Raw genomic sequence first — 22,272 nt, 5'->3', positions numbered from 1 at the left:
ACATGCTGGAAGAACTCGGCCCGTTGATGCAGACACTGCTCGGGCCGCTTGGGGGTTTCCAGGGGAGTCTTCAGGGACTGCGCGACCAAGCGCAGCAGCAGCTCTTGCGACGGTTCGGCGACATGTCCCCCTGGCGTGTCCAGGTGATTCGGGGTGCCGACCCGCGAAGCACGATCTGGCAGCGCGACGACGCTGGCTGATGCTTCCGGTGGGCGATCATTCACCAGAAAATCTGCAGTGGTGACTCTAGACATTCTCTGTGTGGTTGTGTAATTTCACTGCCGTCGAAGGTGAGAGATCGAGTGACTGGGCAGGCGAACTGCCTGGTATGCGGTACCCCCGCCCCGCCGACGCAGGCGAGAATCCGGCTGGCCCTCTGGCTGCTGGACCGCCGCTGGCGGGGCGGGCACAGCAAGAAACGAAACCTCGCAGACAAGACGCGTACACATGGAGGTGGTGGCCACTGAATAGTCGAAATCGTGTTCCGCGACCCGAGCGCTCTCGGGTGCGATGTATGCCATCGGCCTATGAGGGCCGGTGATCAGCTCTACCCCTTCGTATACGTATTTCCCAGGCCCCGGCGCCCAGTGCGCCGGGGCCTCCTGTCGTTTGAAAATCATTGAGAGGTGCTGTGCAGCAACCGGATATGACTCCCACTCCGGATCAAAGCGGGGTGGACCGACTAGATGACGAGGATTTCCCCGCCTACAGCATGGGTCGCGCCGCCGAGCTCCTTGGTGTCACCCAGGCTTTTCTGCGCTCTCTTGATGGTGCGCGCCTGTTGACCCCGCAACGCTCGGAAGGGGGGCATCGCCGCTACTCGCGCTATCAGTTGCGGATCGCCGCGCGGGTGCGCGAGCTGATCGACGCAGGCAACTCCTTGGAGGGCGCGTGCCGGATCGTGATCCTGGAAGATCAGCTCGCGGAGGCCCAGGCGCTCAACGCCACTCTGCAGCACGCCCTCGACGCGCACGAAGTCCGCTACGTGGAGCATCCGTAGCCACCGCATGCAGGTCCAACGCAGTCAGCCCGCGGTCGGGTGGCCAAATGAAAAGAGCTCCGCACCTAGGGGTGCGAAGCTCTTCACGAAAACCGTTCGCGCGGGATCAGATGGCGCGGACGTCCTGGGCTTGGGGACCCTTCTGGCCCTGCTCCACCGAGAACTCGACACGCTGACCCTCATCGAGGGATTTGTAACCCGGGCCGTTCACGGCCGAGTAATGCACGAAGACGTCCGGGCCGCCTCCGTCTTGAGCGATAAAGCCGAAGCCTTTTTCACCGTTGAACCACTTCACACTGCCTTGAGCCATGTTGTAAGCAACTTCTTTTCTGTAGGTGAGCCGGGCAAATTCTTGGTGAGAAGCCCGTTCTCGATCGCCAACTATGCCACAAGTGCCCGTGATTCCCCGCGTTGTGTGACGCGGAACACTCCGCCAGGCATGGCCTGCGATTTGGATGATCGAGGTATCGAAAATTGAAGCGTTTCAACACATCCGAACGACGTGTTCGCCTCGGCCTGCCCTTGCTGCGGTCAACGCAGGTCAGCGGTGCTTATTGCTCTTCTTTTCGAAGCCTTCGATTACGGGTTGCGGATTGGCGGATTTGGCTTTCTTCTCCGCTCGCTTCTCCTTCGGGGATTTGCCCTGCGCCTTGGACATCTTGCTACGCGGAGATTTGTCGGACAACTGGTTGGTCCCTTGTTTGGAAGGCCTCGACAGCCTCGTTGCCCCTACCCTCCGCCACCAGGGTCTGGTCCCGTTCCGTTTTGCGCAGGCGGCGGCCGAGACGACCGCACCCCCAGCTCGCTGCAACACAAGAATTCAGGTTCGGCAGCCGCTAGACAACAACGCCCGCGATTCGCCAAACAGGTCACACGGTCTCAATCCCTGGCCGGGCTCAGCGCCGGATCCCGGGCGATTGCGCCACTACTCCCGAGCAGGGACGCTGCAGGACGGCCAGTGCGCCGCCCCTGGCCCGCGCACGCGGGAGCGAATGCCGAGGTACGCAGAACGCGCAGGCCGGAGGTGGCGGAGCTACGCCTGAAGCGAGCCCGACGCGAAGGGCGCCACGCCCGCCGCGAATTCCGCCAACCAGGAAGGGAATTCGGTGAGGTCGTGCAGTACGACGTCGGCCCCCGCGTCCACCAGCTCCGCGGCGTCGCAGGGACCGGTGGTGACGCCGACGGCGAACGCGTCGGCGGCCTTGGCGCCGCGCATGTCACCGGCGTGATCGCCGACGTAGATCGCCGCGCCTTGCGCGCGCAGGACCTCGGCCTTGCCGGTGGACCACAACCCACCGGCGAGGTAGTCGATTCGCCAGCCGAGCGCGTCGAGGTGGAGTTGTGCGAGCGGTTGGTGCTTGCCGGTCACGACCATCACACGCCCGTCGCGCGCGGTCACCGCGGCGAGGGCGGCCTCCGCGCCGGGCATGGCGGGGATGCGCGGCACCACGTCGGGGTACAGCTCGCGGTAGCGGGTGATCAGTGCGGGAATGAGCTCGTCGGGCGCGCCCGCCTCGGCGAGCAGTAGATTCAGCGGCGGCCCGAGCCGCTGCACGAAGTCGGCCCCGCGCAGCGGGAGCTGGAATTCCGCGGCGACGGTGTCGATGGCGTACGAGACTCCCGGTCGCGAGTCGATCAGGGTCATGTCGAGGTCGAAGCCGACGGTCCAGGTCACCGCTCGACTCTATCCGGCCGGTCAGTCCGTGCAGCGAGTCCCGTCCGGTGGGAGGGTTCCGTCGTAGAGGTAGGCCATGACGATGGCGTCCACGCAGGCCGAACCGTTGTCGAAGGCGATGTGGCCGTCGTGTTCGCTGACCACCAGCACGGCGTCGGCCAAGGTGGCGGCCACGTTCTCGGCGTCCTCGATCGTGGTCGCCAGATCGCCGCTGTTGTTGAGCAGCAGAATGGGCGGTGCGCCCGCCGCGTCCACGCCCGCCGACTTCTGGGTCGGCCGGACCGGCCAGAACAGGCACAGCGGGGTGCTGAACACCCGGTTCGCGCCGAACAGCGGTGAGCGCACGGCCGCCCACTCGGCCTCCTGCGCCAGATCCCGGAGGATCACGTCTTCCGGCTTCGAGCGCCAAGCGGCCGGGTCGTCGTTCATGCACTCCACGGACCAGAACGCCGGATCGGAGGAGCTGTAGCGGCCCTCCTCGCGACCGACGTAGAAGTCGGCGAGTTCCGCGAACCCGGTGCCGTCACCGCGCAAGGCGTCGGCGAAGGCGCGCTCGAACCGCGGCCAGTAGCGCTCGTCGTAGGTCGCCATGAAGATGCCGAGCAGGGCCAGATTGGAACCGACGCGGCGGCCGTCCGAGGCGGGGATGGGGTCGGCGTCCACCCGGTCGATCAGGTCGATCAGTCGTCGCATGGCGGCGTCCGGATCGTTGCCGAGGGGGCAGTCCGCACGTCTCGCGCAGCCTTCGAGAATGCTGTGCACCAAGCGATCTCGCGCCGAGATCGCACCGGGCACGGGAGCGTCGGAAGCGTCGAGCGAATCCCACCGGTCCGGCGTCAGGCTCGGGTCGTCGACGGAATCCAGCACCATTCGCCCGACCCGATCCGGGAACTGCTCGGCATACAGCTGCCCGAGCCGGGTGCCGTAGGAGAAGCCGAAGAAGTTCAGCTTCGACTCGCCGAGCGCCGAGCGCATGATGTCCATATCGCGCACCACGAATTCGGTGCCGACGAAACCGAGCAGGTTGCCGGTGTTGCGCAGGCACGCGGTGGCGTAACGGCGGTGCGCCTCGGCGACCAAGCGGCGACCCTCGTCGTTCACCGGCGTGAAGTCGGTGGCCAAGTATTCGTCCATCGCGCGGTCGCCGAGACACCGCACGGGAGCGGTGCGGCCGACGCCGCGCGGGTCGAAGCCGACGAGGTCGTAGCGGATACGAAATTTGCGCAGTCCGGTGTCGTCCGGGTTCAGCGCGGAAAGCACGTCCTGGTAACCGGATTCGCCAGGCCCGCCCGGGTTGGTGGTGAGCACCCCGATGCGCTGGGCGGGGTTGGTGGCGGGCAAACGCACCAGCGGCATGGTGAGGGCGGCGGCTTCCGGATGGGCGTAATCGACGGGCACGCGGATCTCGCCGCACTCGGCCTCGCGTTGCTCGCGGCAGGGCGCCCACTCGACCCGCTGCGCCTCGTAATCCCGCAGCGTGGGCAGCGGGGCGGGGGAGGGACTCGCGCTGCCTTGCACGGTCGGCGTGATCGAGCAGCCGCTGGCTACCAGTGCCGCGGCCGCGATGACGCTCATCAGTACGCACCGACTCGACCGCACCGTCGTCCCCCGATCCTCCGCGACATTCCGCGGGAATATCGCGCCGCGCCCGTCGAACTTTCGCAACAGGTCTCTTCGAAGATAGCGAGAAAGTGGCGATCCGTGCGGATCGCCCCGCGCGGCACGGCCCGGCGGTACGTTGGACCCACGCAGGTTTCGCCTCGCGGAAGGGCTACCTCGGAGATGGATTCGGATCTGCAGCAGCGGCTCGTGGCGCTGTTCCAGCGAACGGCGGCGACCGTGCCCGCCTACCGCGCTTTCCTCGACAGCCACGGTGTCGACGCGGCCTCGGTCGTCGACGGCACGGGATTCGCGCGACTGCCGCTGGTCACGAAAGAGAACTATCACCAACGCTATTCGCTGCCACAGCGCTGCCGCGACGGCGATCTGGGGGCGTGCGACCTGATCGCGGTGTCGTCCGGTTCGACTGGCACGCCGACCTTCTGGCCTCGCTCCGCCGCCGACGAGGCGGCCGCGACCCGCCGCTTCGAACAGGTTCTCGTGCACGGCTTCGACGCCACCCACCGGCGCACCCTCGCCGTGGTGTGCTTCCCGCTCGGCACCTGGGTCGGCGGCCTCTACACGCTGTCCTGCCTGCGCGGGCTGGCCGCCGAACTGGCCATGACGATCGTGGCCCCCGGCAACAACAAGGCCGAGATCCTGCGCGTGGTACCAGAACTCGGCTCACACTTCGACCAGGTGGTGCTGTTCGGGTATCCGCCCTTCCTCAAGGACGTCATCGACACGGGGCTGCGCGAAAAGGTCGATTGGTCGCGCTACGCGGTGAAACTGGTGTGCGCGGGGGAGGTGTTCAGCGAGCAGTGGCGCGATCTCATGGGTAAGCGGGCGGGTCTCGATCCGGTGCGCGATGTCGCCGCGCTCTACGGCACGGCCGACGCCGGTGTGCTCGGCAACGAGACCCCGCTCAGCGTGCGGATCCGGCGGTTCCTCGCCGAACATCCCGCGGCGGCGCGCGAATTGTTCGGCGGTCAGCGCCTGCCGGCGCTGATGCAGTACAACCCGGCCGACCGCTTCTTCGAAACAGTCGACGGCACATTGGTGTTCACCGCCGACTCCGGTGTGCCGCTGATCCGGTATCACCTCGCCGACGACGGCGGTGTCATCCCGCACGAACGCATGGTGGAGTTCTGCCGGGCGCACGGGTTCGAACCGGACGAGGAGACCGGGCCGGACCTGCCCTTCGTGTTCGTGTTCGGCCGCTCCATCCACGCGGTTTCAGTGTTCGGGGCCAATGTCTATCCCGAAACGGTGTCGCTCGGGTTGGAGCGCCCGGAGATCAGCGACTGGGTCACCGGGAAGTTCGTGCTCGAGGCTTGGGAGGACGCCGATCGCAATCGGCTGCTGCGGATCACGGTCGAGCTCGGACCGGACGAGGCGAACACCGTCGAACGGACCCGGCTCGTCGCCGACGCCGTTCGGGACGAGTTGCTGGCCCACAACAGCGAATACGCTAACTATGTGCCGGTCGAGCGACATGTGCCGCATGTGGAGCTGCGGCCGCTGGGGGATCCGGACTACTTCCCGGTGGGAGTCAAGCATCGGTACACGCGGTGAGGAGGGGCGTCCGAGCGGACCGTCGCGAATCCGGTTGGTAACCGCCCTGATTCACGTGGAACTCCGGCTGCACTCGATGCCGCGATCCGAAACCTCCCACCTGACAGCGCGATCTGCACCGAGTGCAGACCGGCATCACGTGTGGATCTGCGCGAATCGGCGACCGCTGGCACTGTGGACGGCATGCCCCTCGGTTCCGATACCAAGATCCTGTCCATCGGCCTGCATCCGAGCCAGCTCGACTACAGCAAACACGCCGGTCTCGACGAGGCCGAGCTGACCGCGCGGGTCGAGGCCGGGACGGCGATGCTGCGAGATTCGGGCTTCGACGTCGTGTCGTGCTCTGTTCCGGCCGACCCCGACGCGGCCGAGGAGATGGTCAAGGACAGGCTGGCGGAGGCCGACTACGGATTGGCGATGATCGGCGGCGGGGTGCGGATGCTGCCCGAGCAGACGCTGCTGTTCGAGCGCATCGTGAACGTTCTGACCGAGTCGGCGCCCGGCATCCGGCTGTGTTTCAACACCTCGCCGGAAACGACGGTGGACGCATTGCTGCGCTGGGTGCAGCCCGGCGGGCGGGGCTAGCTTCTCGGCGCGACGGGGACGCGGCTCGCGGCGAGGGCCGAGTGCTTGCGTCCGTAGCCGAGGTAGACCGCGACACCGATAGCGACCCAGACCGCGAAACGCACCCAGGTCAGCTCGTCCAGGGTGAACGCCATCAGCGCGCAGCCCATCAGCGCGAGGATCGGAACCAGCGGCACGAGCGGGGTGCGGAACGGACGCTCGCGGTTCGGCTCCAGCTTGCGCAGCACCAGCACTCCGACGCACACCACGGCGAAGGCCGACAGCGCGCCGATGTTCACCAATTCGACCACGATGTCGATGGGCAGCAGGCCCGCGATGGCGGCGCAGCCCGCACCGAGCACCAGCGTCAGCCGCACCGGCGTCGAACGCGTGCCGGTGGCGGCGAGGCCGCGGGGGAGCAGGCCGTCGCGGCACATCGCGAAACTCAACCGCACCTGCGCGTAGACGATGAGCAGCAGGCCTTTGGTGAGCGCGATGATCGACGCGACGATGATGACGTTGCCGATCCAGCCGATGTTCAGCGCGCCGAAGGCGGTGGCGATCGGGGCGCCGTTGTTCAGGGTCGGGAACGGGGCGACGCCGGTGAGCACGGCGCTGACGAGCGCGTAGAGCAACGTCGCGATGAGCACGGTGCCGATGATGGCGAAGGGCACGTCGCGCTTCGGGTTGCGCGCCTCCTCGGCGGAGGCCGCGACCACGTCGAAACCGAGGAAGGCGAAGAACGCGATCGCCGCGCCGCCGATGATGCCGCTCCAGCCGAACGGCGCGAACGGCGCCCAGTTGCCCGGGTCGACGTGCGGGGCGCCGATGGCGATCACCAGCACCAGCACGCCGATGGTCACTGCGACGAGCGCCTTGGTGATGCGCGCGGTGAGTGAGACCTCGCCGACCAGGACGGCCACGATCGCAGCGATGATCAGCACCGCGGGCAGGTTCACCACACCGCCCTCGCCGGGCCCGGCGGTGATGGCGTGCGGGAGCGTGATGCCGAACATCGAATCCAGTGCCGACACCGTGGTGCCGGACCAACCGATCGCCACGGCCGCGCCCGCGATGACGAATTCCAGCAGCAGGTTCCAGCCGACCAGGAACGCCGGTCCTTCGCCGAGCGTGGCGTAGGTGTAGGTGTAGGCGCTGCCCGAGACCGGGACCATCGCGGCGAGTTCGCTGTAGCAGAGTGCGACGAGCACGCAGACCACGCCGGCCAGTCCGAACGACAGCACGATCGACGGCCCGGCCTTCTCCGCGGCCGCCACGCCGGTGATGACGAAGATGCCCGCGCCGACGATGGTGCCCACGCCCATGGCGGTCAGGTCGAGCCGCCCGAGGCTGCGTTTCAGCGACGAGTCGGCGCCGGGCAGGCTCGCGTCGTCGGGCGTGCGGCGGCGCCACCGTTGTTCTGCGCTGGTCATCGGCTTCCTCTCGGGACGCGGTTCACCCGTCCCCATACGAGATGTGGATCCTCGGCTCGGCCTTCGTGGGCCGAGACCGAGGATCCATTCTCGTGGGTGCCGTAGCGGGGTCGATAACCGGGGGTTTGCAGACAGCGCCGATCGGCAGCGGCCGCACGCCCGTCAGCTGGAAAACGACGCCGCGCCCGGCGTCCCGACGCGCACCAGTCCGACACCGGCCACGGATTCGGCGCGATCTCCAGCCGGTCGGCGCTGCTGCCGTGCAACCGCACCATCCGAGCGCTGGGCATGGGGGCACGGTTTGCGACCACCGTGGTTTTATCGCCGATCAGGGGGATTGGCGCTCTAGACGTTACTTCGAATAACATGTACTCTCGATTACCACGCTCGGACGACGGCGCCCGGGTGCGCGACCAGAACGAAACGAGTACCTCAATGACGCGGCATGTCGACGTACTGATCATCGGCGCTGGCCTGTCCGGAATCGGCGTGGCCTGCCACCTCACCCGCGAGCGGACCGGACGCAGCTACGCGATCCTGGAACGGCGCAGCGCCATCGGCGGGACCTGGGACCTGTTCAAGTACCCCGGCATTCGCTCCGACTCGGATATGTACACCTTCGGCTACGGCTTCCGTCCCTGGCACGGCACCAAGGTGCTCGCCGACGGCCCGCACATCCGCCAGTACGTCGAGGACACCGCCGCCGAGTACGGAGTCACCGAGCACATCCGGTTCGGCAGGAAGGTGACCACCGCGCGCTGGTCCAGCGAGACCGAGCTGTGGACGGTGACCGCGCTCGACGAACAGACCGGCGCCACCGAGGAGTGGACCAGCAACTTCCTGGTCGGCTGCACCGGTTACTACGACTACGACAAGGGCTACCGCCCCGAGTTCCCCGGCGAGGAGAACTTCGGCGGGCAGATCGTGCACCCGCAGCACTGGCCCGAAAACCTGGACTACCGCGGCAAGCGCGTGGTCGTCATCGGCAGCGGCGCCACCGCCATCACGCTCATCCCCGCCATGGCCGACGACGCCGCGCACGTGACCATGCTGCAGCGCTCGCCCACTTACATCACCGCACTGCCCGCCGACGACCCGGTCGCCGTCGGCATGAAGGCGGCCAAGGTGCCCGCCAAGCTCGCCTACCGGATCGGCCGGGCGCGCAATATCGCCTTGCAGCGCGCCAGTTTCCAGCTGTCCCGCACCAACCCGGCGGCGGCCAAGAAGCTGCTGCTCGCCGCGGTCCGGTTGCAGGTCGGCGCGGATCTGGACATGCGCCATTTCACGCCGTCCTACAACCCCTGGGACCAGCGCCTGTGTGTGGTGCCCAACGGCGACCTGTTCAAGGTGCTGCGCAGCGGCAAGGCCTCGATCGCCACCGACCGCATCGACACGTTCACCGAGACCGGCATCCGGCTGGCCTCCGGCGAGGAACTCGAGGCCGACATCGTGATCAGCGCGACGGGCCTCACCGTGCAGATGCTCGGCGGCGCGTCGCTCGAGATCGACGGTGAGCCGGTGGTGACCCGCGACCGCGTCGTCTACAAGGGCGCGCTGCTCGACGGCGTGCCCAACGCGATGATGGTGCTCGGCTACACCAACGCCTCGTGGACGCTCAAGGCCGATCTGGCCGCCGAGTACTTCTGCCGCTTGCTCAACCACCTGAAGTCCAACGGTCTGACCAAGTTCGTCGCGGTGGCCAAGGACGGCGACCGCGGCGCCGACTCGGTCATGGGCGGCGCGCTGACCTCCGGCTACATCAAGCGCGGCGACGCGGTGATGCCGCGCCAGGGCACCAACGGGCCGTGGCAGGTCGTCAACAACTACTTCCGGGACCGCGCGCTGCTGCGCAAGGCGCCGCTCGAGGACGGCGTGCTGACCTTCAGCGCCGCCGCCGAACGGCCCGACGCGCTGCTCGAGAGCCGCAGCGCCTGACCTCCGCGACACAAGTCGTTCGAGGGCACGATGTGCGGCTCGCCAGCGGTTGTGCGGGTTCGTTATGGCGTGGGAGGGGTGATGCCGAGGTCTGCCAGAAGGGCATTGCCGACCTCGACGGAGTCGCCCCCGAGGAGCGTCAGAGTTCGGGCCTGTTGGTAGGGGCAGCGGGCTGCTTCGAAGGCTGCCGCGGTGGCGAGTAGGCCGTCGGGTTCGTTGTCGAGCAGGGCCGCGGCCCGATCGAGGATCGCGTCGGCGATCGGGTTGCCCGCCACGACGGTTCGCGCCGCGGCGAGGTAGTCGCGGGCGTTCGGATGACCGGCGAGCACCGCGGCCTCGGCGCGCAGTGCCAGATACCAATGGCGCCATACCCAGACGACTCGCTCGTCCATCTCGTCCGGCTCCGCCGCCAGCCCTGCCAGCGCCCGGTCGGCTTGTCCACGGTGCAGCAGGACGATCGCGTCGAACACGGCGCTGTAGGCGGTCTTCTGCTCGCGCGTCACGCCGAGCGCGTCGACGGTGGCCAACCACTCGGCGCGCGCCGCGTCGTCACCACGCAAACCGTGGACCAGCGCCACCGCGGCCGCCGCCGTGCCGAGGTGAGGTGCGGGCAGGCGTCCGGAAAGTTCCCATCCGTCGAGGAACCGCCCGCTGCCCGCCAGCACGTCGGAGACATTGCCCGCCAACGCATTCGCCACCAGCAGCCGGGACGTGGCGAAGTCGCCCCGCTCGGCTAGCAGCGGCAGGTCGCGAAGCTGCTCACCCCAGCGCAGGGCGTTCGCCAAATCGCCCACCCCGACGCAGGTTTCGGCCGCCTCCGCGAGCGCGTTGACCCGCTCGACCGCGCCCGCAGGCGTCACCGGCACGAACCCGAGGAGCTCGACTCGCCGAAGCGCCGTCGCCGCGGTGGCGAAGGTGTCGCCCGCCCAGCACTGGGCCGCGGCGAGTGCGTCGAGCGCCGCGCTCTGCGCCAGCGGATCGCCGGTCCGATACGCCAGATCGACAGCTCGTTCGGCGAGCGCGATCGCCTCGGGCGCGCCGAGCCCACCCTGATCCGGATCGATGGCGTCGGCGAGCACCCCGCACTCGGCCAGCGCTATCGCGGCCTGCGCGGCTGGATCCGCACCCGCGAGCTCGCGTGCCTCGGACAACAGCATCGCGGCGACGCCCGAGGGCGGCAGCTGGCTGAACGTGTCGGTCATCCGATAGACCGTGATCGCGGCCGTGGCCAGATCGCGTGCGGCCGCGGCGGGGTCGTGGGCGCCGGTCTCGGCGGCGGCGCGGTAGAGGCGGTACATGTCCTCGCCGCGCATGCGACAACCGGCCACCGCCGCGGCGGACCGAAGCGCCGACGCCGCGGCCGCCGGATCGTCGGTGAGCGAGGCCGCCTGTTCGTAGCGCTGCTGGGACTCACCGACCAGATTCCGGGCGAAAGTCAGCTGGGCCAGGAGCACGGCGAGCTCGTGCGCCTCGGCGCGATGACCGGGCTGTTCCGCCGCCCAGGCCAGCGCCGCCCGGATGTCGTCGACCGCCGCGTCGAACCTGGTGCGCCACCCGCCGCTCGTCGCGGGCAATTCCACGGCCAGTTCGGCGGCGGTCTTCGCGCACCAGCGCACGTGACGGGCGAGAACTTCGGCGAGTTCGCCGGTCGCGCCGAGTTGCTCGGTCTCGTACTGGCGAATCGCCTCCAACGCCCGATAGCGGGTACCGGCCGAGGACGCGACGGTGGTCAGCAGGCTCTGCTCGGCGAGCCGAGCCAGCCCGTCCGCGACGGCGTCCGGCGCCAGCGGCGGATAACCGGCCACCACCGCGGCGTCGGCGGCGGTGAACGGCGCGACGAGGACCGCGACGCGGCGCAGCAGGCACCGGTCCGGGTCGGTGAGCAGCGCCTGGCTCCAGTCGAGCATGGCCCGCACGGACCGGTGCCGGTCGTCGGCGCGACGTCCGCCGACGAGCAGCCGCAGCGGGTCGGCCAGGCTCGCGGTAAGACCGTCGAGCCCGAGCGTGGGCAGCCGGGCGGCCGCGAGTTCGATCGCCAGAGCCAGCCCGTCGAGCCGCTCGCAGATCTCGGTGACTCGGTCGTATTGCTCCGGATCCACGGCCCAGCCCAAAGCGGAGGCGCGTTCCAGGAACAGTGCGATGGCGTCGTTGTCGCGGTCGAGGGACAGCGGGGGCACCACGTAGACGTGCTCGAAGGGCACCATGAGCCGAGCCCGGCTGGTGGCCAGGACGGTCACGCGGGGGCAGCGCGCGAGCAGGCGCTCGATGAACGGCACGGCGGCGTCGAGAAGGTGCTCGCAGTTGTCGAGCACGAGCAGAGTGTGGCGATCGGCCAGCGCGGACTGCACCGAGTCGTCGAGGCCGCGACCCGGGTTCTCGCCGAGGCCGAGGGCGCTGGCCACGGCGGAGCCGATCATCGCGGGATCCGTGACCGGCACGAGGTCGACGAACCAGACGCCGTCCGCGAAGTCACCGGCCAGATCCGCGGCGGCGGCCAACGCCAGCCGGGTCTTGCCGATCCCGCCGGGACCGAGGGCGGTCACGTGGCGGTGCGCCCGGACGGCTTCGCGCAGCGCGTCGCGTTCCCGAGCTCGGCCGACGAACGACGTCAGGGGCGAGGGGAGGGCGACGATCGTCTCGCTCATCCGCTCCGCCCGCGCGAATTCGGCCGAGCGGGCGGCGAGCGCCCGCCGGTCGGGGACACCGACCTTGCGCAGCAGCGAGGACACATGGGTCTCCACGGTGCGCACCGAGATGAACAACTGCGCGGCGATCTCCGCATTGCTGCGATGTTGCCCAACAAGATTCAGGACTTCGGCCTCCCGGTCGGAGATCCCTACGGCGACCTTCTGCTTCGACACGTCGCCCATCTTCCCGTACGGGTCTTGTCCCCGGGGTCGCACGGGCAAGCTACGCACACGTTCAGTGGAGCCTTCCGTGGTCGGCACGGATGTCGGTGCCCCGCGCCGTGCCTACCGTAATTGCCATGGACATCGGAGGAACGGCCGAAACGGTGCGAGTGCCCTCCGGTTCCGCGCCCAAGACGATCTCGACCACATCAGGAGTGAGCATGACCGCGGGAATCAAGACCGTCCTGCATCCGGTTTCCGACCTGGCGGCGGCCAAGAAGATGTACGCCGCGCTGCTCGGCGTCGAGCCGCAGACCGACGGAACCTACTACGTCGGCTTCGAAGTCGAGGGCCAGCACATCGGGCTGGTGCCCGGCGGTGGACCGCAGAACATGACCGCCCCGGTGGCGTACTGGCACGTGCCCGACATCGAGGCGAAGCTCGCGGAAGTCACCGCCGCGGGCGCCACGGTCAAGGAGCCCGTGCGCGACGTCGGTGCCGGTCGCCTCGTGGCCACCGTCACCGACCCCGACGGCAATGTCCTCGGGTTGCTTCAGGACAGCTGAGCGCCGCCCGACCCCATCAACCCCCCGGACGAAGGAACCGACGATGACCACCCAGAAGACCACCACCCGCACCGCCGCCAAGAGCAAGAGCGCTGTCGCCTTCACCGACGAAGAAATTGCCGCGATGAAAGAGCACGCCCAGGAGCTGAAGACGGCCGCGCGCCGCGGCTCGCGCGCCACGAAGGCCGACGGTGAGCAGGACGTGCTCGCCAAGATCGCCGACATGGCCGACGCCGATCGCGTTCTGGCCGAACGGATCCACGCCATCGTCAAGGACAGCGCGCCGCAGCTCGCGCCGAAACTCTGGTACGGCATGCCCGCGTACGCCAAGGATGGCAAGGTCGTGTGCTTCTTCCAGAGCGCGGAGAAGTTCAAGGCGCGGTACGCGACGCTCGGCTTCAACGACTCGGCGAACCTCGACGACGGCACCCTGTGGCCGACGGCTTTCGCGCTGACGAAGCTGACCGCCGACGACGAGAAGAGGATCGGCGAGCTCGTGCGGCGGGCGGTGGGCTGAGGCGCCCAATTATCGGGGCGCGGAGCGGACCGTACCCGCACCCCGGTGGCAGGGGACCGCGAGTTCAGGATGCGGGAGCCGCTGCGGAGCTCATGCCGAGCAGCGTCTCCGCCACCGTCCGCATGCTGCGCAGATACTCCTCCCACGCCGCCGAATCCGCGGCCCGGCGCTGTAGCGCGCCGCTGGCCAGCGCATAGCCGATCGTCTCCGCGACCACGCGCGGCTCGGCGATCGGCGCGACCGTCGCGGCCCGCCGCTGGCGCTCGATCCATCGGGCGAAGCGACGGATCGGACGTTCGGCGATCTCGGTCGCGAGACCCGCTAGTGCCGGTTCGATGGCACCGCGTTCCTCGATCATCCGCAGCAGCGGACCGGCGTCGCGGGCCGCGGCGGCGAAGGCGTCGATGGTGGCGTGCAACGTCTTTCGCGGATCGTCGCCGATGAGCCCGGGTTCCTGCGCGGCGAGGAAATCGTCGCGCACCCTGGCGGCCAGCGCGTGGAAGATCTCCTCTTTCGACCCGAAGTACACGTACAGCGTGGCGCGCGCGACACCGGCCTCTGCGGTGATGGCCGCGACGGTGGTCTCGGCGTAGCCGCGCGCGGCGAAGACCCTGGCAGCGGCGTCGAGCAAGTCGCGGTGGCGGTCGGTGTGCGAGCGTTCGCGCGCGGCGCGCACCGACCAGGCGGAAGAGGTCACGACACCCATGCTCATTGACGTTGACGTCAATGTCAACGACACTGGGCGGCATGCGCGTCGTCGTGGCCAACAGAGGAGAAATCGCGGTTCGAGTCCTGCGGACCGCACGTGAGCACGGATACTCCACGCTCGCGGTGTACACCGAGGACGAACGCGAGGCCATGCACGTGCGCCTGGCCGATGACGCGGTGGCGTTGTCCGGACACGGCGCGTCCGCCTACCTCGACGTGCCGAGCATCGTCGCCGCGGCGCGGAAGGCGGGGGCCGGAGCGCTGGTCCACCCAGGATATGGATTCCTCAGTGAGAGCGCGGATCTGGCGGCCGCTTGCGCCGCGGCCGAGCTGGTTTTCGTCGGTCCCACGCCGGAAGTACTGCGGATCTTCGGCGACAAGACCGCGGCGCGTGCGGCGGCCGAACGCGCGGGCGTGCGCGTGCTGCCCGCGACACCCGCGGGGTCCGGTGTGGACGAGATCGCCGAGCTGCTTGCCCGCTATCCGGAGGGCGTCATGGTCAAGGCGGCGGCGGGCGGCGGTGGACGCGGCATGCGAGTGGTGCGCGACCCGGACGAACTGGCCACCGCCTACGAGCACTGCCGGGCCGAGGCGCGGGCCGGGTTCGGCGACGACACGGTGTACGCCGAGGCGCTGGTTCCGGAGGCCAGGCACATCGAGGTGCAGGTCGTCGCGGACGGCGCCGCGGCGGTGGCGGTCGGTGACCGGGATTGCAGCGTGCAGCGCCGCCACCAGAAGCTGATCGAGATCGCGCCCGCGCCCGGCCTCGATACCGCGCTGCGCGAGCGGCTGCACGCGGACGCCGTCGCGCTCGCCGAATCGGTGCGCTGTCGCGGCGTGATCACCGTCGAATTCCTGGTCAGCGGAGCGCACTACTGGTTCCTGGAGGTGAATCCGCGACTCCAGGTGGAGCACACCGTCACCGAGGAGGTCACGGGCATCGACCTGGTCGCGATCCAGTTCGAGCTGGCGCGCGGCGCCTCGCTCACCGAGCTCGCGCTGCCCGATCTCGCGCCGCGCGGCTACGCGGTCCAGGCTCGGGTGAACGCCGAAATCGTCACGGCCGGTGGGGAAGTGCTGCCCGCCTCCGGCACCGTCGCGCGGTTCGCCGCGCCGACCGGCGTCGGCGTGCGGGTCGACACCGGGCTGTACGCGGGTATGCGGCACGGTGTGCACTTCGATTCGCTGCTGGCCAAGGTGATCGCGCGCGCCGGGACGTATCCGGCGGCGCTGCGTCGGTGCGCCGACGCGCTGGCCGAGACCGTGGTCGCCGGTGTGGACACCAACGCGACGGTGCTGCGCGTCGTGCTCGACGAACTCGCCGACGGACGCACGGTGAGCACCTCCTGGTTCGAGCAGCGCGTCGCCGAATTCGTCGCTCGCGCAGGGGATCTCGCCACCGCCCTCCCGGTGGCCGACACGACGTCCGACAACGCCGTCGCCCGCGTTTCCGACCCGCTCCTCGACGGGGAGACCGCGCTGCTGGCGCCGATGGGCGGCACGGTCGTGAGCGTGGTCGAGCCGGGCGTCGTCGTCGCGCCGGGCGACGAGGTGGCCGTCTTGGAGGCCATGAAGATGCAGCACGTGCTGCGCGCGGAGCAGCCGCTGCGTGTACTGCGACACCTGGTCGCCCCCGGCGACACGGTCGATCCGCACACCGCGCTGCTGGTCTGGGCCGCCGCCGAGCACGACGGCGAGACCGCGGACGTGACCGCCGTGGACCTGGACGCGATCCGCGCCGACCTCGCCGAGGTGCAGGAGCGCCACCGCGTCGGCTTGGACGCCGCCCGGCCCGAGGCCGTCGCCAAACGCCACCGCCTCGGCAGGCGCACCGCTCGCGAGAACATCGCCGATCTGGTCGACGCCGACAGCTTCGTCGAGTACGGAGCCCTCGCGGTCGCCGCCCAGCGGCTGCGCCGCAGTCCCGAGGACCTCATCGCCAACACCCCCGCCGACGGCCTGATCACCGGCGTGGCCACGATCAACGCCGACCGCTTCGGCGCGGACGCGAGCCGCGCGGTCGTCCTCTCCTACGACTACACGGTGCTCGCGGGCACCCAGGGCATGCGCAACCACGCGAAGACCGACCGAATGCTGGAACTGGCTCGCGAGCAACGACTTCCGGTCGTCTTCTTCACCGAGGGCGGCGGCGGACGGCCGGGCGACACCGACTACCCGGGCATCTCGGGCCTGGACGTCACCACTTTCCGTGCGATGGGCGCGCTGTCCGGGCGCGTGCCACTGATCGGCATCGTCTCCGGCCGCTGCTTCGCGGGCAACGCCGCGCTGCTCGGCATGTGCGACGTCGTGATCGCCACCCCCGACGCGAACATCGGCATGGGCGGCCCCGCCATGATCGAAGGCGGCGGTCTCGGTGTCTACGCGCCGGAGGACATCGGGCCGATCGATGTCCAGCGCCGCAACGGCGTGGTGCACCTGGTCGCGGCCGACGAAGCGGAAGCCGTCGCCCTCGCTCGCCGCTATCTCGGCTACTTCCAAGGCGGCACCGCCGAATGGACGGCGCCCGATCCGCGTCTAGCGCGTCACGTGGTGCCCGAGAATCGTCTGCGCGCCTTCGATATTCGTGCCGCCATCGCGGCGGTCGCGGATGTCGGCTCTGTGCTGGAGCTGCGCGCGGACTGGGGCGTCGGCGTCGTGACCGCCCTGGTGCGGGTCGAGGGCAGGCCCTTCGGCCTGATCGCCAACGACTGCCACCACCTCGGTGGCGCCATCGACGCGCCCGCCGCCGACAAGCTCGCCATGTTCCTCCGGCTCTGCGACGCGCACGGACTGCCGATCGTATCCCTCTGCGACACACCGGGTTTCATGGTCGGTCCGGAAGCCGAGACGCACGCGACAGTGACCAAGTTCAGCCGCTTGTTCATCGAGGCCGCCGGGCTGTCGGTGCCGTGGGGCACGGTGATCCTGCGCAAGGGATACGGCCTCGGCGCGCAGGCCATGGCCGCGGGCTCGTTCCGCGCGCCGCGCTTCGTGATCGCCTGGCCGACCGGCGAGATCGGCGGCATGGGCCTGGAGGGCGCGGTGCGACTCGGCTTCGCCAAGGAACTGGCCGCCATCGACGACCCCGCCGAACGACAGACCGCCTTCGACAACCTGGTGCGACTCGCCTACGCCAACGGCAAAGCGCTCACCGCGGCGACCGTGCTGGAGCTGGACGACGTCATCGATCCCGCCGACACCCGCCGCTGGTTGCGCACGCTGCGGTGACGACGTCTGCTGTCGGTGGGTGCTGATAGACAGGACCGACCGTTGTCGACCGAGGTAGGGAGGTGGGGCGTGGCACGTGAGCTGGCGGATCTGCCGTTCGCGCGATACCTGACGCCGTTCGAGGAGGAACCGGCGCGCGAGGGCGATTACGACTGCGTGCACGTCGAGGACCGGCAGCTCGAACACCCCGCCGCCGAGCACGTGCGCTTCGCGCAGTCCGCGTTCAGCTCGCTGACGGTCACCCGGGGAAGCTTCCGGTACGGCCGGTTCGACGACGTCTGGTTGCGTGCCGTCGCCTTCGTCGGCACCGAGCTCGCCGATACCTCTTGGCACGACGCCGAATTCGTCGAAGGCGCGCTGTCCGGCGTGGACGCGGGCGGCGCGGTGCTGCGCCGCGTCCGATTCGAGGGCTGCAAATTCGACTCGGTCAACTTCCGCGGCGCGAAGCTGCGCGAGGTCTCCTTCGTCGACTGCGTCCTGCGCCACCCCGATTTCGGCGACGCCGAGCTGAACACGGTGAGCTTCCCCGGATCCACCCTCACCGACCTCGCACTGAACAAAACCCGGATGCGCAAGGTCGACCTACGCGGCGCCACCCGAATCGGCGTCGCCGAAGGACTCGACGGCCTCCGCGGCGCGACGATCACGCCTTTACAGCTGATGGACCTCGCACCGAGTTTCGCAAGCGCCCTCGGCATCACCGTCGCCGACGAGCCGTAACGGAGAACCACCGACTTCGAGACCACGGCCCTTGGCGGCACTGTACGGTTCGAATGACCGCGGCTATGCGTATACGTATACTTCGGGCATGGATCCCCTGAGCCTTGCGGTTGGTGCCGCGCTGGTCGGTGTCGGCTTCGTGTGCGGCAGGTTCGGGCGGCGGCGAGCTCGGTCGGGGGCGAAGGCGCTCACCGCGCGCTGCGGTTGCGGGCACGACCTGGCGCTGCACGACCGGGAGACGGGTAAGTGTCATGCCGAGATCTCGCGGAGGGGTATGCACGGCATGCGGGAGTGGGTCGGTTGTCAGTGCCGCCGGTACAACGGACCGACTCCGTTGGAGGATGTGTTCGCGCCGCCGATTCTTCCGCCGAACCACTGAGCGGACTACGGCCACCAGATCGCCGGTAAGCCAGAAGGTTTCCGCACCGGCTCTTCGTGAACAGCCGCTCCATGGAAACGGGAGGTACTCGGCGCTTTCCCTTTTCAAGGTATAGCCGACCGGGGGCCTTGCGGCAAGACCCCGGGTGTGCCGCAGAATTGCCGACCTGAGCCAGAATCTGCGGACATTGGGAGTAACGCGTGACCGACATCGACGTGATCATCGTGGGCGCCGGACCGGCCGGACTGACGCTGGCCGCCGAATTGAGCCTGGCCGGTGTGCGGCCGCTGGTGCTGGAGAAGCATCTGGAGCCCCGAGACGTCCCGAAGGCCAGCGGTATCGCCGGTCGGATCCTGGACGTGCTGCGCTACCGCGGCATCCTGGATCGCTTCGAAGCGGCCAGCAGCGACCCACACGTGGCCGCCCGATTCCCTTTCGGCGGAACGCATCTCGACTTCACGCAGATGGCGGATCCGCCGATGCGGGCGGTGCCGCTTCCGCAGATGGAGATCGAACGACTACTCGGTGAACGCGCCCGCGAACTCGGCGCCGAGATCCGCCGCGGTCACGAGGTGGTCGGAGTGAGCCAGGACGAGGACTCGGCGACCGCGGACGTGCGCGGGCCGGACGGACCGTACCGGCTGACCGCCCGCTACCTGGTCGGCTGCGACGGCGGCCGCAGCCGGATCCGCGACATGGCGGGTATCGAGTTCCCCGGCACCACCTATCCGGAGGTCAACCGGGTCGCTCAGGTCTCGGTGGGCGATGCGGTCACCGTGCACGACAACGGCGACATCGATGTCCCCGGTTTGGGGCGGCTTCCCTTCGGGTTCAACCGAACCGACCGCGGAATGTTCGCGTTCGCGCCCAACCCCGGGGGTCTGTTTCTGCAGACCGTCGAGGACGAGACCGCGGACTACGACGATGACGAGCCGCTGACCCTGACCGAACTCGCGGACAGCGTGCGCCGGGTGCTGGGCGTGGATCTCCCCATGTCGGATCCGAAGCGACTGTCTCGCTTCACCTTCAAGGATCGGCAAGCCGAACGGTACCGGGCCGGGCGGATCCTGCTGGCCGGCGATGCGGCCCATCTGCTGCCCGCCACCGGCACCGCGCTCAATGTCGGCATGCTCGATTCGGTCAACCTCGCGTGGAAGCTGGCCGCCGACGTCCAGGGCTGGGCTCCGGCCGGACTGCTGGACACCTATCACGACGAACGCCACTTCGCCGGGGCGCGGGCGCGGTTGCAGACCCGGGCGCAGGTGGCGTTGCGGCGCGGACACGACGAGGCCGCCGACTCGCTGCGCGAGGTCTTCCAGGAATTGCTCCGGGACGAATCCGCGCTGCGCCGCATCGGAGCGCTGGTCGGCGGCACCGACATCCGCTACCCGATGCCCGGTGCGCATGCCCTGACCGGCGTCTTCGCGACTGATCTCGCCCTGCACACCGACCAGGGCACGACGAGTGTCGCGGAACTCATGCGTGCCGGGCGGCCTGTTTTCCTCGACCTGGCCGAACGCTCGCAGCTTTGCGAGATCGCCCGGGAATGGGCGCACCGCATCGACATTCGCACGGCCAAGGCCGACGATCAACCAGCCGACGCCCTGCTCATCCGCCCGGACGGCCACATCGCCTGGGCCGCCACGATCGGCGAACCGGCCGAGACCGCCGCACCGACTCTGCGCGAAGCGCTGTCGCACTGGTTCGGCTCGACGGCCGCTGCGTAAGCGCCACGCCCACTTCAGATGTGCATGTCGTCTTGCCCGCCAGCTTGACCTTGTCACAGTGCGAAGGTCTTCACTGGCGGTCGGAGGTGGTCCCCATCAACTCGAGACACTGGAATTCACCGGACACGCGGCTGCGCGACGCATTGGCCGCTGGGAACTCGTCGACGCGGCTGAAGGCGGCGCTGGCGATCGGTACGCGACCCGCACCCGATTTCATCGATGCGCTCGTAGCACGGTGCGCGATCGAGCCGGACTTCTTCGTGCGCGACATGCTCACCTGGGCGCTGACCCGCCACCCGTCGGAGATCACGGTTCCGAAACTGTGCGCGGAACTGTCTTCCGAACGCGCACAAGCCCGGAGCCAGGCCCTGCACACACTGTCGAAGATCGGGGACAAGGACGCGTGGCCCGCGCTCACGCGGTCGTTGCTGCACGATTCCGACGACGACGTCGCGCGGAGTGCATGGCGCGCCGCCGTCGTTCTCGTGCCCGATGGTGAGAAGGCGGTGCTGGCCGCGGAACTGGCCAGTCAATTGGGCCGCGGTGACCGGGACGTACGGCTGAGTCTGAGCCGCGCCCTCGTCGCGCTCGGCGACGTGATCGAGCCGATCCTGAAGGCGGCGACGGCAAGTCACGACCCGACGGTGCGTGCCCATGCGAGCGCCACGCGGCGGCTGCTGCACGACCCGGACGCCGGATTCGACCTCGCCGTCGACGAGGCACGGCGGGTCGTCGCGCTCGGTCCGGACCGGAAGGAGGAAACCGCGTGCTGATCGGTGAAGTGGCGCGCTACTCGGGTGTGAGCGCCCGAATGCTCAGGCACTACGACTCGCTCGGGCTGGTACGACCCACCGGCCGCACCGTGGGCGGCTACCGGGAATACTCTGCCGACGACATCCGGCGGATCTTCCACGTCGAGGGTCTGCGATCCCTGGGACTGTCACTGCGTCAGATCGGATCCGCTCTCGACGATCCAGGATTCACTCCATCCGCACTGGTCGGCGACCTCATCCGAAAAGCCGAGGAACGACTGAACCGGGAGCGGGAGCTACTCGAGCGGCTCCGCATGGTCGATACGGCCGAGCCCTCGAGCTGGCGGGACGTCGCGCGCATCGTCGAGCTTTTGCACGGACTCGAATCGCCGAGTGCCGCGCGACGGCAGCAAGCCGTTCTGGCCTCGGCCGAGGTCCCGGCGATGCCCGCCGAGTTGCTGGCCGAGGCGGTCCTCACCGAATCGGATCCGAACGTCGCAGGGGCCCTTCGGTGGGCCCTCACGAGGGCGGGCGGTGACGGTGTGGCAAGTCTGATACCCGCCATGAGTTCGGACGACGTCGACATCCGGCGGCGCGCGGTCCTGGCGCTCGCCGAACTACCCGGCGACGAAGCGATCGCGGCGCTCACAGACGCGCTCGGCGATACGGACACGACGATCCGCGGACATGCCGCCCTGGCCCTCGGTGCGCGCGGCGTCACCCGAGCTGTGCCGACGCTCGTCGGCACAGTGGTCGAAGGCCCGAACGATGTGGAGGCAGCCGAGATACTGGGCACCTTGGCAGGCGACCCCGAGTGGGCGGCCCGGATCATGAGCGCGATAGCCGATGAACTCGCGATCCCCACAGCGGATTCGGCGGTGCGGATGCGACTGACACAGGCACTCGCCGAAATGCCGGGGACCATCGCGCTCGATATCCTGCGGCAGCTGGCCGATGACGATGATCGGGCCGTGGCCCTCCTCGCCTCGTCCCTCGTGAAAGTGCTCGAAGCGCCGACGATGCCCTGAGCTGCCCGGAACCCCGG

At 69.1% G+C, this 22,272-nt stretch carries 18 protein-coding genes; 12 read left to right on the top strand and 6 right to left on the bottom strand.

Annotated features, from left to right (window positions below):
* The first annotated feature begins 2 nt into the window (after positions 1-2).
* Both ABZV58_RS19930 and ABZV58_RS19925 read left to right on the top strand, forming a co-directional pair.
* Entirely contained in the window at positions 3-200 is a 198-nt protein-coding gene (locus ABZV58_RS19930; RefSeq protein ID WP_355001608.1) for a hypothetical protein, read from the top strand.
* A gap of 446 nt (positions 201-646) precedes the next feature.
* Positions 647-1,000 carry a MerR family transcriptional regulator gene (locus ABZV58_RS19925; protein ID WP_355001607.1) on the top strand — a complete coding sequence of 118 codons (354 nt, stop codon included), beginning with the start codon at positions 647-649 and terminating at the stop codon, positions 998-1,000.
* A 106-nt stretch (positions 1,001-1,106) separates the two neighbouring features.
* Here ABZV58_RS19925 and ABZV58_RS19920 read toward each other — a convergent pair whose 3' ends face one another.
* The 3 genes from ABZV58_RS19920 to ABZV58_RS19910 form a co-directional block, all read right to left on the bottom strand.
* A complete protein-coding gene (locus ABZV58_RS19920; protein ID WP_355001606.1) occupies positions 1,107-1,310 on the bottom strand; it encodes a cold-shock protein in 204 nt (67 codons plus the stop codon).
* Positions 1,311-2,033: 723 nt separating this feature from the next.
* Entirely contained in the window at positions 2,034-2,675 is a 642-nt protein-coding gene (locus ABZV58_RS19915) for an HAD hydrolase-like protein (RefSeq protein ID WP_355001605.1), read from the bottom strand.
* A gap of 21 nt (positions 2,676-2,696) precedes the next feature.
* The gene (locus ABZV58_RS19910; RefSeq protein ID WP_355001604.1) at positions 2,697-4,250 is read right to left on the bottom strand and encodes an alpha/beta hydrolase; all 1,554 of its coding nucleotides are present in this window, start codon (positions 4,248-4,250) and stop codon (positions 2,697-2,699) included.
* A 207-nt stretch (positions 4,251-4,457) separates the two neighbouring features.
* Here ABZV58_RS19910 and ABZV58_RS19905 point away from each other — a divergent pair, with 207 nt between their 5' ends.
* Together ABZV58_RS19905 and ABZV58_RS19900 are read left to right on the top strand one after the other, a co-directional pair.
* Entirely contained in the window at positions 4,458-5,849 is a 1,392-nt protein-coding gene (locus ABZV58_RS19905) for a hypothetical protein (RefSeq protein WP_355001603.1), read from the top strand.
* Positions 5,850-6,032: 183 nt separating this feature from the next.
* Positions 6,033-6,434, top strand: coding sequence for a hypothetical protein (locus ABZV58_RS19900; RefSeq protein ID WP_355001602.1), 402 nt, complete (start codon positions 6,033-6,035; stop codon positions 6,432-6,434).
* On the opposite strand, the gene ABZV58_RS19895 is transcribed toward ABZV58_RS19900, so the two are convergent.
* Positions 6,431-7,846 carry an amino acid permease gene (locus tag ABZV58_RS19895; RefSeq protein WP_355001601.1) on the bottom strand — a complete coding sequence of 472 codons (1,416 nt, stop codon included), beginning with the start codon at positions 7,844-7,846 and terminating at the stop codon, positions 6,431-6,433. The genes ABZV58_RS19900 and ABZV58_RS19895 overlap by 4 nt on opposite strands.
* A gap of 435 nt (positions 7,847-8,281) precedes the next feature.
* Between ABZV58_RS19895 and ABZV58_RS19890 the strand changes: the two genes are divergently transcribed.
* The gene (locus ABZV58_RS19890; RefSeq protein ID WP_355001600.1) at positions 8,282-9,781 is read left to right on the top strand and encodes an NAD(P)/FAD-dependent oxidoreductase; all 1,500 of its coding nucleotides are present in this window, start codon (positions 8,282-8,284) and stop codon (positions 9,779-9,781) included.
* A gap of 62 nt (positions 9,782-9,843) precedes the next feature.
* On the opposite strand, the gene ABZV58_RS19885 is transcribed toward ABZV58_RS19890, so the two are convergent.
* Positions 9,844-12,642 carry a LuxR C-terminal-related transcriptional regulator gene (locus ABZV58_RS19885; protein ID WP_355001599.1) on the bottom strand — a complete coding sequence of 933 codons (2,799 nt, stop codon included), beginning with the start codon at positions 12,640-12,642 and terminating at the stop codon, positions 9,844-9,846.
* A gap of 125 nt (positions 12,643-12,767) precedes the next feature.
* Between ABZV58_RS19885 and ABZV58_RS19880 the strand changes: the two genes are divergently transcribed.
* Positions 12,768-13,196, top strand: a complete 429-nt coding sequence (locus ABZV58_RS19880) for a VOC family protein (protein WP_355001598.1) — start codon at positions 12,768-12,770, stop codon at positions 13,194-13,196.
* Between the two features lie 43 nt (positions 13,197-13,239).
* Positions 13,240-13,713, top strand: a complete 474-nt coding sequence (locus ABZV58_RS19875) for a DUF1801 domain-containing protein (protein ID WP_355001597.1) — start codon at positions 13,240-13,242, stop codon at positions 13,711-13,713.
* 64 nt (positions 13,714-13,777) lie between these two features.
* Here the strand turns inward: ABZV58_RS19875 and ABZV58_RS19870 are convergent, their stop codons facing one another.
* Positions 13,778-14,410 carry a helix-turn-helix domain-containing protein gene (locus tag ABZV58_RS19870; protein ID WP_355001596.1) on the bottom strand — a complete coding sequence of 211 codons (633 nt, stop codon included), beginning with the start codon at positions 14,408-14,410 and terminating at the stop codon, positions 13,778-13,780.
* Between the two features lie 50 nt (positions 14,411-14,460).
* On the opposite strand from ABZV58_RS19870, the gene ABZV58_RS19865 reads away from it, so the two are divergent.
* The 5 genes from ABZV58_RS19865 to ABZV58_RS19845 all read left to right on the top strand — a co-directional run bounded on the left by ABZV58_RS19865 (position 14,461) and on the right by ABZV58_RS19845 (position 22,255).
* Complete coding sequence (locus tag ABZV58_RS19865) at positions 14,461-17,649, top strand: carboxyl transferase domain-containing protein (RefSeq protein ID WP_355001722.1); 3,189 nt, start codon at positions 14,461-14,463, stop codon at positions 17,647-17,649.
* A gap of 69 nt (positions 17,650-17,718) precedes the next feature.
* Positions 17,719-18,369 carry a pentapeptide repeat-containing protein gene (locus tag ABZV58_RS19860; RefSeq protein ID WP_355001595.1) on the top strand — a complete coding sequence of 217 codons (651 nt, stop codon included), beginning with the start codon at positions 17,719-17,721 and terminating at the stop codon, positions 18,367-18,369.
* Positions 18,370-18,948: 579 nt separating this feature from the next.
* Positions 18,949-20,475 (top strand): FAD-dependent monooxygenase, encoded by a 1,527-nt coding sequence (locus ABZV58_RS19855; RefSeq protein WP_355001594.1) that lies wholly within the window; start codon positions 18,949-18,951, stop codon positions 20,473-20,475.
* Between the two features lie 86 nt (positions 20,476-20,561).
* Positions 20,562-21,248, top strand: a complete 687-nt coding sequence (locus ABZV58_RS19850) for a HEAT repeat domain-containing protein (protein WP_355001593.1) — start codon at positions 20,562-20,564, stop codon at positions 21,246-21,248.
* Entirely contained in the window at positions 21,242-22,255 is a 1,014-nt protein-coding gene (locus ABZV58_RS19845) for a HEAT repeat domain-containing protein (protein ID WP_355001592.1), read from the top strand. The genes ABZV58_RS19850 and ABZV58_RS19845 overlap by 7 nt, the downstream gene beginning before the upstream one ends.
* Positions 22,256-22,272: the final 17 nt, after the last annotated feature.

This window comes from Nocardia sp. NPDC004654 (genome assembly GCF_040609595.1).
Taxonomy (GTDB): domain Bacteria; phylum Actinomycetota; class Actinomycetes; order Mycobacteriales; family Mycobacteriaceae; genus Nocardia.
This window is presented reverse-complemented; position numbering and strand designations above follow the sequence as displayed.